The sequence below is a fragment of the Micromonospora sp. NPDC049048 genome, from assembly GCF_043197615.1.
In the GTDB taxonomy this organism is placed as follows: domain Bacteria; phylum Actinomycetota; class Actinomycetes; order Mycobacteriales; family Micromonosporaceae; genus Micromonospora.
Map to the genome: position 1 here is coordinate 297,386 of NZ_JBICTM010000005.1, position 13,658 is coordinate 311,043.

Consider the following 13,658-nt stretch of genomic DNA (forward strand, 5'->3'; position numbering starts at 1 on the left):
GATCGACGAGGGGTGGGTGATGCGCTGGTGCGGTGGGTCAGCTGCGCCGGGTACGGCGGCGCGGACGCTCGCCGCCCTCGCCACCCTCGCCGCCGCTCTCGCCGCCACCCGGGCCACGACCGCCCCGGTCGCCGCCACGCTCACGGTCGCCGCGGTCGCGCGGTCCCCGGTCGCCCCGGTCCCGGCCGGCCGGACGCTCCTCACCGGCGGCCTCGGCAGCCGGCGCCTCGGCGCCCTCCGGGCGGACCTTGTCCAGGTAGATCTTGCCGCGGGCGTCGATGTCCGCGATCTCGACCTCGACCCGGTCGCCGACGTTGAGGAAGTCCTCGACCTTCTCGACCCGCTTGCCGTCGCCCACCTTGGAGATGTGCAGCAGGCCGTCGCGGCCCGGCAGCAGCGAGATGAACGCGCCGAACGCGGCGGTCTTGACCACCGTGCCGAGGAACCGCTCCCCGACCTTCGGCAGCGTCGGGTTGGCGATCCCGTTGATCCGGTCCACCGCCGCCTGGGCCGCCGGGCCGTTGGTGGCGCCGACGTAGATCGTGCCGTCGTCCTCGATGGAGATCTCGGCGCCGGTCTCGTCCTGGATCGCGTTGATGGTCTGCCCCTTCGGGCCGATCACCATGCCGATCTTGTCGACCGGGATCTTGACGGTGGTGACGCGCGGGGCGTGCTCCGACATCTCGGCCGGGCCCTCGATCGCCGCCTGCATCACGCCGAGGATGGTCTGCCGGGCCTCGTACGCCTGCTGCAGCGCGGAGGCCAGCACGTCCGACGGGATGCCGTTGAGCTTGGTGTCGAGCTGGAGCGCGGTGACGAACTCCGGCGTGCCGGCGACCTTGAAGTCCATGTCGCCGAACGCGTCCTCGGCCCCGAGGATGTCGGTCAGCGTCACGTACCGGGTCTTGCCGTCCACCTCGTCGGAGATGAGCCCCATGGCGATGCCCGCCACCGGCGCCTTCAGCGGCACACCGGCCGAGAGCAGGCCCAGCGTCGACGCGCAGACCGAGCCCATCGAGGTGGAGCCGTTGGAGCCGAGCGCCTCGGAGACCTGCCGGATGGCGTAGGGGAACTCCTCGCGCGACGGCAGCACCGGGATCAGCGCCCGCTCGGCGAGCGCGCCGTGGCCGATCTCGCGCCGCTTCGGCGAGCCGACCCGGCCGGTCTCACCGGTCGAGTAGGGCGGGAAGTTGTAGTTGTGCATGTAGCGCTTGCGGTTCTCGGGGGACAGGGTGTCCACCATCTGCTCCATGCGCAGCATGTTCAGCGTGGTGACGCCCAGGATCTGGGTCTCGCCACGCTCGAACAGCGCCGAACCGTGCACCCGGGGCAGCACGCCGACCTCGGCGGTCAGCGGGCGGATGTCGCGCGGCCCACGGCCGTCGATGCGGACCTGCTCGCGCAGCACCCGGTTGCGCACCTCGGACTTGGTGAGCGACCGGAAGGCGGCGCCGAGCTCCTTCTCGCGGCCCTCGAAGCGACCGCCGAGCTCCTCGGCGACCTTGGCCTTGATCCGGTCGAGGGCCTCCTCGCGGTCGGCCTTGCCGGCGATCTGGAGCGCCTCGGCGACCTCGGCACGGGCCAGGTCGGCGACCGCCTCGTAGACGTCGTCCTGGTAGTCCAGGAAGACCGGGAACTCGGCGACGGGCTTGGCGGCCACCTCGGCCAGCTCGGCCTGCGCGCGGCACAGCTCGCGGATCGCCGGCTTCGCGGCCTCCAGGCCGCTGGCCACGATCTCCTCGGTCGGCGCGGTCGCGCCGCCCGCGATCAGGGTCACGGCGTTCGGCGTCGCCTCGGCCTCGACCATCATGATCGCGACGTCGCCGTCCGGCAGCGAGCGGCCGGCCACGACCATGTCGAAGGTGGCCCGGGCCAGCTCCTCCAGGGTCGGGAAGGCGACCCACTGGCCGTCGACGTGCGCGACCCGGGTGGCTCCGATCGGGCCGGAGAACGGCAGGCCGGAGAGCTTGGTCGACATCGAGGCGGCGTTGATCGCCACGACGTCGTAGGGGTGCTGCGGGTCGAGCGCGAGGATGGTCTCGACGACCTGGACCTCGTTGCGCAGGCCCTTGACGAACGACGGGCGCAGCGGCCGGTCGATCAGCCGGCAGGTGAGGATCGCGTCCTCGCTGGGGCGACCCTCGCGGCGGAAGAACGAGCCGGGGATGCGGCCCGCGGCGTACATCCGCTCCTCGACGTCGACGGTCAGCGGGAAGAAGTCGAACTGCTCCTTCGGCTGCTTGCCGGCGGTGGTGGCGGAGAGGACGACCGTCTCGCCGAGCTGGGCGACGACGGAGCCGGCGGCCTGACGGGCCAGCCGGCCGGTGGAGAAGGTGATCTCACGGGTGCCGAAGGACCCGTTGTCGATCACGGCGGTGCGGGATTCGGTGCCGAGGTTGGTCTCGGTCATGGTGCTGTCGTGCTCCTTCGCATCGGGGGCCCACGACGCGGGAAGCTGCTCAGACGGCCGGTCTTCGATCGAAGCGCCCGGGTGGCCGGCGAAGGCCGGGGTGCCCGGGGGCCACTACCGGAGACCGGTACGCTGACCGGCTCCCCTTCTCGGGTGGTCGCGCGGCCCGGTTTTCGTGTGGTCACACGGCGGGGGAGCGGCCCGGTCGGGCCACTCCCCCGTCACGTCACCGGCGCAGACCGAGCCGCTCGATGAGCGACCGGTAGCGGTTGATGTCCTTCTTCTGGACGTAGTTGAGCAGCCGACGGCGACGGCCGACCAGCAGCAGCAGCCCACGGCGGCTGTGGTGGTCGTGCTTGTGCACCTTCAGGTGCTCGGTCAGCTCGGCGATCCGCTTGGTGAGGACCGCGACCTGCACCTCCGGCGAACCGGTGTCGCCCTCGGCGGTCGCGTACTCCGCGCGGATCTTGGCCTTGGCTTCCTGGTCGAGCGCCATGTTCTCCCTGTTTCGTGGGTTGTTCGATGATGTCCGTCGGATCGGTCAGTGGACCGGAAACGGACCGGTACCTCGCACCCGCGGCGTCGTGCAGGCACGCGAGGCCCCACGTCGGTCAGCCGACGTCGGGGCCAGACTACCAGCCCGGCCGGGTGCCGGCCTGTCAAGGGCCGCGACGCGGGTCAGCCGAGCACGCGCCGGGTGCGCTCGACGTCCTGGTTCATCTGCGCGATCAACGGCTCGACCGCGTCGTAGCGGATCTGCCCGCGCAGGTGCGCCACGAAGTCCAGTGCCAGCCGCTCGCCGTAGAGGTCGCCGGTGAAGTCGAGCACGTACGCCTCCACCCGCCGCTCCCGGCCGGAGAACGTCGGGTTGGTGCCGACCGACACCGCCGCCGCCATGGTCTCGGTGTGGCCCCGGCGCACGAGTCGGGCGGCGTAGACGCCGTCGGCGGGGATCGCCGCGTACCGGTGGCAGAGCAGGTTGGCGGTGGGGAAGCCCAGCTCGCGCCCGCGCTGGTCGCCGCGGACCACCACGCCCTCGACGCGGTGCGGCCGGCCGAGCGCGGCGGCGGCGGCCGTCACGTCACCGGCGTCGACGCAGGAACGGATGTACGTGGAGGAGTAGACCGTGCCCGCCTCGGCGACCAGCGGGGCCCCCTCCACGCCGAAGCCGAAGGTGCGGCCGAGCCGCTCCAGCAGCGCCACGTCGCCGGCGGCCTTGTGCCCGAAGCGGAAGTTGTCGCCCACCACGACCAGTGCGGCGTGCAGGTGCTCGACCAGGATGTCGTGCACGAACGCCTCGGCGGGCAGCCGGGAGAACTCCGGGGTGAACGGCACCACGCAGAGCACGTCCACGCCGAGCGCCTCGATCAGCTCGGCCTTGCGGGCGGTCTCGGTGAGCACCGCCGGGTGCGAGCCGGGGCGCACCACCTCCGCCGGATGCGGGTCGAAGGTCACCACCACCGACTGCACGCCCAGCTCGCGGGCCCGGGACACGGCGTGCCCGATGGTCGCCTGGTGTCCCTTGTGCACGCCGTCGAAGACGCCGATGGTGACGACCGACCGCCCCCAGCCACCGGGCGCCGCGTCGTACCCCCGCCACCGCTGCATGCCGCTCCTCCCCTGCCTCTGCGGGCGGCCCGCGCCGGCCCCCGCTCCTTCGCCCCGTCAGGCGGGGGCGAGCACGATCTCCGCGCGGGCCCGGCCGTCCCGCTCGCTGACGATAGCGATCAGCCCGCCGTCCGGGCCGAAGACCGCGTAGGGGCCGGGAATCCCCGCCGGGTCGAGCGGCCCGCCGTGGGAGAGCACCTTCGCCTCGTCGGCGCCGGCGTCGCGGCGCGGGAAGAACCGGTCGGCCGCCGCGGCCAGCGGCAGGTTCACCACCTCGGGGGCGCGCTCCGCCAGCTCGTCGAGGGTGGCGGCCTCCGCGAGGGCGAAGTTCCCCACGGCGGTACGGCGCAGCGCCGTCAGGTGCCCGCCGACCCCGAGCGCCAGGCCCGCGTCCCGGGCGATCGCCCGGATGTACGTCCCGGAGGAACAGGTCACGTCGATGTCCACGTCGACGACGTCCGGCGTGTCGCGGCGTACCGCCAGCAGCTCCAGCCGGGACACGGTGACCCGGCGGGCGGGCAGTTCGACGCTCTCCCCCTCGCGCACCCGCTTGTACGCCCGCTGCCCGTCGATCTTGATGGCGCTGACCGCACTCGGCACCTGGTCGATCTCCCCGGTCAGCGCGGTCAGCGCGGCCCGGATCGCCTCGTCGGTGACGACCTGACCGGCCGGCGTGGTGGCGATCACGTCGCCCTCGGCGTCGTCGGTGACGGTGGCCTGGCCGAGCCGGACGGTGGCGGTGTAGCTCTTGTGCGCGCCGATCACGTAGGTGAGCAGGCGGGTGGCCCGCCCGACCCCGATCACCAGGACGCCGGTCGCCATCGGGTCGAGGGTGCCGCCGTGGCCCACCCGGCGGGTCCGCGCCAACCGGCGGATGCGCGCCACGACGTCGTGCGACGTCATGCCGCCGGGCTTGTCGACCACGATCAGACCGTCTGTGCTCACGACACCCAAGCCTGCCAGACCGGGTCGGACGCCCCACCGCCGCCGTACGTCCGGAGGCCCCGCCGGCGTTGCCTCCCGCCCGCGCGGCGGTGGGAGCCGCCTCCGATGGTCGGCCGATGTGCCGTCAGCCACTCGGGCGGGATCGCGGCGGCGGTGGCGTACGGGATCACGTCCCGGACGACCGGGTGCGAAGATCATGCGCCCTCGATGGACCGTTCCCCAAGGACATGCCGATGACCACTCCCCCGCCGGCGGACGAGCCGTCCCCGCCGAGCCGGTCGGCTCCCCTGGCCTCCCACGACGAGCCGGGACAGGTCCCGGAGTGGCTGCGCCAGCCGGCCGAGGAGCATCCGGTCGGCGCCCTGGAACGGCTCCGCCTGTTCTGGGAGAACCACACCCAGGCGGTCACCGCCGTGGTCGGGGGCGGACTGGTCCTCGTCCTCCTGCTCGGCGCGGGGTGGTTCGACCTGTGGCGGCGGGCCGGGGAGACGCCGCGCGGCTACCCGACGATCAGCCCGCCGTCGGGCGTCTCCGCGACGACCGACACGAAGCCCGCGACGAGCGGCACGAAGCCCGCACCGGCTGCCGACAACTTCGCGGGTACCCCGGCGGCGACCTTCGCCGAGGGGGCGGCCGGGATCACGCTGCCGCCCGCCCGACGCGCGGGTGTGTTCAGCGCCACCGAGGTGGCGGCGGCCCTAGCGGACGTCCGCGCGGCGCTGCTGCTCGCCCGGCTGGACCGGAAGTTCCTGGCCGGCGGCGAATTCGACCGGTTCGTACGGATGTTCGCTCCCGCGTCCCGGTCGGAGATCCGGGCCGACTTCCGCGACACCTCCTTCGCCACGTACGCGACCCGACTGGCTCCGGGTGCCCGGCTGACCGCTGACCAGCCCCGGGTCAAGGGCCGGGTCACCTACCGGGCGACCCGGGACAATGAGGGCATCCGGGTGCTGGAGATCACCACCAACTTCGTCTGGGCGTACGCGTTCCACACCCTCGACCCCACTCCGGGCGCCGGTGTGGTGGTCGTCCACGACACCGTCGTCTGGCACGTGCCGCACCCCGACGACGTCGCGAGTTCAGGCGTCGGGCTCTGGCTCATGGAGTCGGAGTCGTACGCCTCCAACATGGACTGTGCGTCGTTCGACAAGGGTCTGCTGGCTCTGGGCACCCCGAGCTACGGCCTTCCGGTCGCCACGGAGGACCCGGACGCGGTGTTCGACCCCGATCGTTCCCTGGACATCACAGACACCTGCTGAGCCGGACCGGAGCACCCATGGCACCCGACACACGACCTGCCCACGAGCACCACGCCCGGGTCGACCTCCCGGACTGGATGCGCAACCCGACACCACCGCGACGGACCCTCGGCCGCCACGTCGCCGACCTGGTCGAGCGGTTGCCCGTGCTTCGTGGGGCCCGGCGTTCGCTGTGGCGGTGGCGGGACCGCAGGAGGGTGACCGAATCCCGCCCGGTGGTCACGGTGGCCGTGTTCATCGTCCCCGTGACGGCGACGTTCGCCCTGGCCGCCTGGTTCTTCTACTGGCTCTACCTGTCGCTGCGCGACACGCTCTGAGGCGGAGACGATGCACACCGACCCGTACGCCGGCGCTCCCGGGACCACCGACCAGGCGCGGACGCCCGAGCAACCCACCGCCGAGGTGACGCCGGCCGAGCAACCCACCATCGACGCGACGCCAGCCGAGCAACCCGCCGCCGACGCGACGCCGGCCGAACAACCCACCATCGACGCGACTCCGGTCGCCGACCGGCCACCAACCGGCAGTGCGGCCGAGGGGCGACGGGAGGTCGTGGTCGCCGAGGCGGAGCCGGTGCGGCTGCCCGACTGGATGCGGTCGCTGGGGCCGGAACACCAGCCGACCGGGCTGGACCGGGTGCGCTTCTTCCTCGCCCGGCACAACGGCCCGCTGGCGGTCGGCCTCACGTTCGCTCTGGCCCTGCTGGTGGTCGTCGCGGCCGGGTGGATGGTCGTGCGGGTGGCCGACTGGCGCCGGACGGCGACCGTCGCACCGAGCCCGAGCGCGAGCGCGAGCGCGACGCCCGAGCCGATCAGCGCCGTCGGCACGCCCCGAGACCACTTCGCCGGTACTCCGGCTGCGTCCTTCCCCGTCGGGAAGGAGTCGATCGTGCTGCCGCCGGCCACGGCTGCCGGACCGTTCAGCGCCGCCCAGGTACGTGCCGCGCTGGTCCTGGTCGGCAGGGCCCTGGTCGAGAGCCGGCTGGAGCTGAGGATGATGGTCGGGGACACCGGGAAGTTCCTCGCCCTGCTCGCTCCGGACGCCCGCGCACAGGTGCAGCCGTGGCTCAACGAGGGCCGCCTGCTGACCTTCGCCACCCGCACCGGGTCCCAGGTCCAGCCGGTGGACGACGCGCGGGCCCGGGGGCGGATCAGCTACCGGGCCACCGAGGCGAACGGCATCCGGCTGCTGGAGGTGACCACGGAGTTCGTCTGGGCGTACCCGTTCGACGTGGTGCGCCGCGCTCCGGCGGGCGCGGGGGTGGCGGTGATCCGTGATCGGGTGGTGTGGCACGTGCCGTACGCGGCCGACGTCGTCGCCTCGTCGCGGGGGCTCTGGCTGGACTCCGCGAAGATGATCACCTGGAACGTCGACTGCGCCAAGCACGCCGACGGCTGGCTCGACGTGATCCGGTGGATGCCCGAGCAGCATGGCGAGCGTCCGCCGGGCGGCGACCCGGGTGCTATCTTCGACCTGGATGCGCCCCGACCGGTCACCAGGCGGTGCTGAGGCTCAGCGGACCGCGCCGACCACGGCCCAGCCGCCGGAGCGCAGGCGCCACAGCAGGGCGACCAGCCGGAGCACCACGAAGAGCGTGAGCCCCGCCCAGATGCCGCCGAGGCCGAGGCCGAGCCCGTACGCCAGCCAGATGGCGGGCAGGAAGCCGCCGAGCGCCGCCACGACGGTGAGGTTGCGCAGGTAGCGGACGTCCCCGGCGCCGATCAGCACGCCGTCGAGGGCGAACACGACGCCGGCCAGCGGCAGCATCGCCACGAACCACGGCCAGGCGAGCATGGCCTGGGCGCGTACCTGCGGATCGGAGCTGAAGAAACCGGGCACCACGCCGGCGCCGGCGGCGATGAGCACGGCGAACGCCACGCCGCAGACGCCGCCGAGCAGCCCGATCCGGCGCGCGAGGTCCCGGGCGGCGTCCGCGTCGCCGGCTCCGAGGGCGGCGCCGACCAGGGACTGGGCGGCGATGGCGAGCGCGTCGAGCACCAGGGCGGTGAAGAACCACAGTTGCAGGGCGATCTGGTGCGCGCCCACGGCGGCGGCCCCGAAGCGGGCGGCGACGGCGGTGGCGGAGAGGAAGCTGGCCTGGAACGCGACGCCCCGGATCAGCAGGTCCCGGCTGAGCGCCAACTGCTGCCCGATCAGCCTCGGGCGGGGGCGCAGCGAGATCCGTTCGGCGACCAGCGCCCCGGCGAAGAGCGCCCCGCCGATGCTCTGGGCGATCACGTTGGCCACGGCGGAGCCGACCAGTCCGAGCCCGGCCGGATAGACCAGCAGTGGGCAGAGCACGGCGGAGAGCAGGTTAGGGCCGAGCACGAACAGCAGCGGGCGGCGCATGTCCTGCACGCCGCGCAGCCAGCCGTTGCCGGCGGCGGCGAGCAGCAGGCCGGGCGCGCCGAGCGCCGCGACCCGCAGCCACTGTGCGGCGGCGTCGGCCACCTCGCCGGGGCCGCCGGCGAGGGTACGCGCCAACGCCCCGCCGCCGATCTGCATGCCGAGCGCGACCAGCACCCCCACCCCGAGGGCGAGCCAGGACGCCTGCACGCCCTCGGCGACGGCGGCCGCCCGGTCGCCCGCGCCGAACCGCCGGGCGGAGCGCCCCGTGGTGCCGTACGCGACGACCGTGCCGAGCCAGGCGATGAGCGTGAGCACCGTCCCGCCGACGGCGAGGGCGGCCAGCGGCACCCGGCCGAGGTGCCCCACCACCGCCGTGTCCACGAGCACGTAGATCGGTTCGGCGGCCAGCACCACCAGCGCCGGAAGGGCCAGCGCGGCGATCCGGCGGGGCGCGACGGCCCGGGGGTCGGCAACGGCGGGAGTGCTCATCGCCGCCGATCCTGGCACGGACACGTAAGGATCGCAATGCAGCCGATCACTTACCGACGATACGGCCGCGCGGGCCGGCTATCCGGCCGTTGAGCGCAGGTGGACGACGGCCACGGCACCGAGCAGGAGCACCCCTCCGACGATCACCGGCGCGGGCAGCGACTCGCCGACGAGCCAGCCCGCCAACAGCACGGCGGTGAGCGGCTCCGCCAGGGTGGCCAGCGCGGCGGCGCTGCCGGTGACGCTGCGCAGCCCGGCGTAGAACAGGGCGTACGCCACCGCCGTGGTGACCACACCGAGGTGGAGCAGCAGGCCGACGGGCGCGAGCCGGGCCGGGACGCCGATCCCCTCGGCCAGCGCGATCGGGGCCAGCGCCACGGCGCCGACCGCCGCCGACACCGTGGTGAGCGCCATCGGCGCGACGCGCTGCGCGGCGTGCCGGCTCAGCACGGTGCTGGCGGCGTAGCCCACCCCCGAGCCGAACGCCGCGAGCAGCCCGAGCAGCGGGCGCGGCGCGGTCGCGCCCGGTTGCCCGACCGACACCGTGATCAGCACGAGGCCGATGACGCCGGCCACCAGGGCGCCCAGCATGGTCCGGCCGGGCAGCCGCCGCGCGCGCAGCGACTCCCAGCCGAAGATGAGCACGGGGGCGAGCCCCAGGCTGACCACGGTGGCCACCCCGACGCCGCCCGACGCGACGGCGAGGAAGTACAGCGCCTGGTAGCCCCCGAGCCCGACGCCGACCCCGACGAGGGTCACCGGTTCCGCCCGCAGCGCCGCGAGCACCGGCCCCAGCCGGTGCGCCAGCAGGGCGACCAGCACCAGCGCGCCGATGGTGAGACGGTAGAAGCCGATGCCCGTCGGGGTGAGCGTGGTGGACTCGCGGACGAACTGCACGGCGACGCCGGTGGTGCCCCACAGCACGGCGGCGCCGGTGACGTACAGCAGCCCTCGGCGTACGCCGGCCGGCGCGCGGCGGGCACGCAGGACGGACGCGGACAGGGCGGACGAAGAAAGGGACGTTCGAGACATAGGTGCGCTCCAGGGCAGGGTCGAATCACGGCGGGGTCGACGTCTGTCGGAGCGCACGCACGACGAACGGAAGCCGGGCGGCTGCGCCCGGTCCCGAGGTCTCACGGGTCAGGTGGATGACCGGCGACGTCCCCCACACGGGGACGCGGCCGGTGGTGTGGCGCTCCGGTCAGGAGCGCGGCGGCGGCAGGACGCCCTGGAACGGCCTCATGCCCGCACTCTAGCCCAGCGCTGCGGGGCCGGGCGGGCGGTGACGCTGTGGCGTACGTCGACGCCTACAGCGTCACCGCCGGTCGACCTTGGTCACTGCCGGGTGTCCATGGACGTCTGCAGCGCGCGGCGCATCTGCTCGCGGGCCTCGTCGGTGGTCTGCGGCTTCGGCTTGCTCGGCATGGTGGTCCTTCCAGGGGCGCGGGCCACCGGCGGACGGCAGCCCTCATCGGGCGGTCGTGCTGAGCGCCCGGCAGCGGTCCGGGGTCACCGGAGCGGCTGGTGGGCAGCGAGAGCCCGGGTCGGTCCGACCCTGGAGGGAGGCGCCGCCGGGTGTGGCGACACCGCCCGTTCGCCGGCGCCGCCACACGACACCGGTCGATTCCCAAGCTATCGTTCAGTTCCACATGCTGCCCGGTGTTCCCGCGATTTGGACTCACGTCCGCCCCGGCCCGGCCCGCGTCACGGGCTCCCCCGGGATGCGGCAGGGGCGGGGGTCAGCGGGCCAGGAAGTGCCAGCCCAGCCACCACCAGAAGCCGAACAACCCGATCCGGCCGACCGGCACCGGGCCCACCTCGTAGCGCATCACGTACGCGCAGACCTCGCCGAGCGTGGGGATCCGGGAACCCTCCCGGCGGGCCGCCCACTCGACGGCGGCGAAGAGCACCAGCGAGACCAGGAACCCACCGATGGCCACCATCCGCATCATCGCCGCACCAACCCCCAGAACGCCGCCAGCCAGCCCAGCCAGGCCGCCGAGCGGACCAACTGGTCCTCCAGCAGCGGATCGGCCAGCCGGGAGAAGGTGGGGAACTCGTCCCCCGCAGCCATCACGAAGGTGGCCCCCTCGAAGACGCCGAAGACCACCACCGGCAGGGCCCACCAGGCCGCCGGGGCGCCCAGCCGGCGTGGCGCGGGCCGTCGGGGCACCCGGTTGCTCAGACCCAGCCAGATCAGCACCCCGCCGGTGCCGAGGGTCCAGAGATTGGCCTCGGTCGAGAAGGACGGGAACCGGCCGCCGACCAGCGAGAGGCAGACCAGCACCGGCACGGTGACGGCGGGACGGTCCCAGGCGCGAGGCGCCTCGACGGTGAGGTCGTGGGGCTGTTCCATCTCGCGATTCTCCCCGTACTCGCCGGAACCGGGAAGACGGACACTCCCCGAGCTCACCCTGATCTTCCTGTGCCCGGCCCTTTCCGTTCAGTCCCGGCCGGAGCCGGTCAGCGCGCCGTCGAGCTCCGCGCGGATCCGGTCGACGACCTCGTCGACGGTGCCCGAACCGGTGAAGCCCGCCGCGAAGCGGTGCCCGCCGCCGCCCAGCGCGACCGCCACCCGGCTGACGTCCACCGCGCCCTTGCTGCGCATCGACACCGCCCAGTCGCCGGTCGGCGTCTGCTTGACCACGCAGCTCACGTCGGCCTCGGCCGTGCACCGGACCGAGTCGATCAGCGCCTCCAGCACGTACGGGCGCTGGTCGTGCCGGGCCAGGTCGTCCTGCGTCGCGTACGTCCACACCAGACCGTGCCCGGCGGCCGCGGCCGGCTCCAGTCGGGCCCGGCCGAGCACCTCCCCGAAGAGGCGTACGGCGCCGAACGGCCGGGTGTCGAAGATCCGGCGGGAGATCTCGCCGGGCCGGATGCCCGTGGCCAGCAGCCGGGCCGCCAGCTGGTGCACCGCCGGAGTCGTCGCCTCGAACCGGAACGAACCGGTGTCGGTGCTCAGCGCGACGTAGAGACACTCCGCGATCCCGGCGTCCAGCGGAACGCCGAGCCGGGCGAGCAGCTCCTCGGCGACCACCGAGGTGGCCGCCGCGTGCGGGTCCACCAGGTTGATCCGTCCGAAGCGGGTGTTCGACCCGTGGTGGTCGAGCACCAACGCGGCGCCGGCGGTCTCCAGCCGGTCGACCAGGTCGCCGAGGCGCGACTCGCTGGCCGCGTCGAAGCAGATCACCAGGTCCGGGTCGGGGTACGCCTCCGGGGCCGGCACCAGCAGGTCCAGCCCGGGCAGTCCCCGCAACTGCTCCGGCACCTCCGGCGGGCCGGGGAAGGTCGCCTGCATCCGCCGCACACCGAGCCGGAGCAGCCCGAGCCCGAAGCCGAGCATGCTGCCCAGCGCGTCCCCGTCGGGGTTGACGTGGCAGATCAGCAGCACCCGCCCGTCCGGCGGCAGATCCCGCACGGCCGCGACGGCGGCGGCCCATTCCGCCTCGCTCGGGCCGGAGTCGACCGGAAACGCCGCCGCACCAGGTCCGGGATCGGCCGGTGGCGCCGCACCCAGGGCGGCGTGGGCCGGGAGCCCCAGTGCGCCCGGGCCGGGGTCGGCCGGAAGCCCCGCCCCGGTCGGGCCGGAGTCGGCCGGGAGCGCCGCCTCGGCGAGGGCGCCACCGGCCGGGCCACCGGAGGGCTCCGTCACCTCGGATCCCCGCCCCGGGGCGGGGTCTCGTCCTCGTCGCGCGCCTCGTCGCCGTCCTCGTCCTCCTCCAGCCGGTACGGCTGGGGCTCGCCCGCGTACTCGGCGCGGGCGGCGAGGCGCTGCACCTCCGCGTCGGCGTTGCGGGCCTGGGCGAGCAGGTCGTCGATGTGCTTGACCTGATCCTGCACGTCGTCCAGGACGAAGGTCAGCGTCGGCGAGTGCCGCAGCCCGAGCGCCTTGCCGACGGTGCTGCGCAGCATGCCCTTCGCGCTCTCCAGGGCCGCCGCCGTGCCCGCCTGGGCCGCCGCGTCGCCGAGCACCGTGTAGAAGACGGTCGCGTCGCGCAGGTCGGCGGTGATCCGGGCGTCGGTGATGGTGATCATGCCGAGCCGGGGGTCCTTGATCTGGCTGCGCACCACCGACGCGACCAGTTCACGCACCCGTTCCGCGTGCCGGCGTACCTTGGCCGGATCCGACATCTCGCACCTCCACGGCGTCCCGCTCCCGACCGTCACCGGCGACGCGGAGCGCCCCCGGAGCCGACCGGCCAACAACTCGAACACTACCCGCGTGGCCACCCGTGCCGCGCGGCGCCGGCTGCGTCCCGGCCGCCCGGCCGACTGGCGTCGCCGGGGTCAATCCTCTTCGCCGTACAGCCGCCGGCGCACCGAGAGCAGCTCGGTCTCCGGCCGGCCGGCCACCAGGCGCTCGCACGAGTCCAGCACCTCGCGGACGTGCGACGCCTCGGCGGCCACCACGGCCACGGCGATCTCGGCCCGACCGTGCAGGTCGAGCGCTCCGACTTCGGCGGCCGAGACCTCGAAGCGGCGCAACGCCGCCACGATCGGCCGTACGTATGATCTCTTGGCCTTGAGCGACCGGGAGTCGCCCGGCAGCAGCAGGTCGAAGACCGCGGTTCCGGTGAACATCGCCCCGGACGATA

The 13,658-nt window shown here is 74.0% G+C and carries 14 protein-coding genes; 3 read left to right on the forward strand and 11 right to left on the reverse strand.

Features of this window, described 5'->3' with window-relative positions; all coding sequences use genetic code 11:
• Positions 1-37 precede the first annotated feature (37 nt).
• The 4 genes from ACGFIG_RS18295 to truB all read right to left on the reverse strand — a co-directional run bounded on the left by ACGFIG_RS18295 (position 38) and on the right by truB (position 4,963).
• Positions 38-2,410, reverse strand: coding sequence for a polyribonucleotide nucleotidyltransferase (locus tag ACGFIG_RS18295; protein ID WP_393004251.1), 2,373 nt, complete (start codon positions 2,408-2,410; stop codon positions 38-40).
• A gap of 226 nt (positions 2,411-2,636) precedes the next feature.
• Positions 2,637-2,906, reverse strand: coding sequence for a 30S ribosomal protein S15 (gene rpsO, locus ACGFIG_RS18300; protein ID WP_043962418.1), 270 nt, complete (start codon positions 2,904-2,906; stop codon positions 2,637-2,639).
• A 182-nt stretch (positions 2,907-3,088) separates the two neighbouring features.
• On the reverse strand, positions 3,089-4,018 hold the full coding sequence (locus tag ACGFIG_RS18305; protein ID WP_393004253.1) for a bifunctional riboflavin kinase/FAD synthetase: 930 nt from the start codon (positions 4,016-4,018) through the stop codon (positions 3,089-3,091).
• Positions 4,019-4,075: 57 nt separating this feature from the next.
• Positions 4,076-4,963, reverse strand: a complete 888-nt coding sequence (gene truB / locus ACGFIG_RS18310) for a tRNA pseudouridine(55) synthase TruB (RefSeq protein WP_393004255.1) — start codon at positions 4,961-4,963, stop codon at positions 4,076-4,078.
• 233 nt (positions 4,964-5,196) lie between these two features.
• Between truB and ACGFIG_RS18315 the strand changes: the two genes are divergently transcribed.
• The 3 genes from ACGFIG_RS18315 to ACGFIG_RS18325 are packed head-to-tail and all read left to right on the forward strand — an operon-like array spanning position 5,197 to position 7,731.
• Positions 5,197-6,222, forward strand: coding sequence for a hypothetical protein (locus ACGFIG_RS18315; protein ID WP_393004257.1), 1,026 nt, complete (start codon positions 5,197-5,199; stop codon positions 6,220-6,222).
• A 17-nt stretch (positions 6,223-6,239) separates the two neighbouring features.
• Complete coding sequence (locus ACGFIG_RS18320) at positions 6,240-6,539, forward strand: hypothetical protein (protein ID WP_393004259.1); 300 nt, start codon at positions 6,240-6,242, stop codon at positions 6,537-6,539.
• 10 nt (positions 6,540-6,549) lie between these two features.
• Positions 6,550-7,731, forward strand: coding sequence for a hypothetical protein (locus ACGFIG_RS18325; RefSeq protein WP_393004261.1), 1,182 nt, complete (start codon positions 6,550-6,552; stop codon positions 7,729-7,731).
• A gap of 3 nt (positions 7,732-7,734) precedes the next feature.
• Here the strand turns inward: ACGFIG_RS18325 and ACGFIG_RS18330 are convergent, their stop codons facing one another.
• From ACGFIG_RS18330 to ACGFIG_RS18360, 7 genes are all read right to left on the reverse strand, one after another.
• Positions 7,735-9,060 (reverse strand): MATE family efflux transporter, encoded by a 1,326-nt coding sequence (locus tag ACGFIG_RS18330; RefSeq protein WP_393004263.1) that lies wholly within the window; start codon positions 9,058-9,060, stop codon positions 7,735-7,737.
• 78 nt (positions 9,061-9,138) lie between these two features.
• Positions 9,139-10,092, reverse strand: a complete 954-nt coding sequence (locus ACGFIG_RS18335) for a DMT family transporter (protein ID WP_393004265.1) — start codon at positions 10,090-10,092, stop codon at positions 9,139-9,141.
• A gap of 707 nt (positions 10,093-10,799) precedes the next feature.
• Positions 10,800-11,009, reverse strand: a complete 210-nt coding sequence (locus tag ACGFIG_RS18340; RefSeq protein ID WP_393004721.1) for a DUF6186 family protein — start codon at positions 11,007-11,009, stop codon at positions 10,800-10,802.
• Positions 11,009-11,416: a hypothetical protein gene (locus ACGFIG_RS18345; RefSeq protein WP_393004267.1), complete on the reverse strand. Its 408-nt coding sequence runs from the start codon at positions 11,414-11,416 to the stop codon at positions 11,009-11,011. The genes ACGFIG_RS18340 and ACGFIG_RS18345 overlap by 1 nt, the downstream gene beginning before the upstream one ends.
• Positions 11,417-11,503: 87 nt before the next feature.
• Entirely contained in the window at positions 11,504-12,580 is a 1,077-nt protein-coding gene (locus ACGFIG_RS18350; protein ID WP_393004723.1) for a bifunctional oligoribonuclease/PAP phosphatase NrnA, read from the reverse strand.
• A gap of 131 nt (positions 12,581-12,711) precedes the next feature.
• A complete protein-coding gene (rbfA, locus tag ACGFIG_RS18355; RefSeq protein WP_393004269.1) occupies positions 12,712-13,194 on the reverse strand; it encodes a 30S ribosome-binding factor RbfA in 483 nt (160 codons plus the stop codon).
• 156 nt (positions 13,195-13,350) lie between these two features.
• The gene (locus tag ACGFIG_RS18360; protein ID WP_101414636.1) at positions 13,351-13,644 is read right to left on the reverse strand and encodes a DUF503 domain-containing protein; all 294 of its coding nucleotides are present in this window, start codon (positions 13,642-13,644) and stop codon (positions 13,351-13,353) included.
• Between the last annotated feature and the right edge of the window lie 14 nt (positions 13,645-13,658).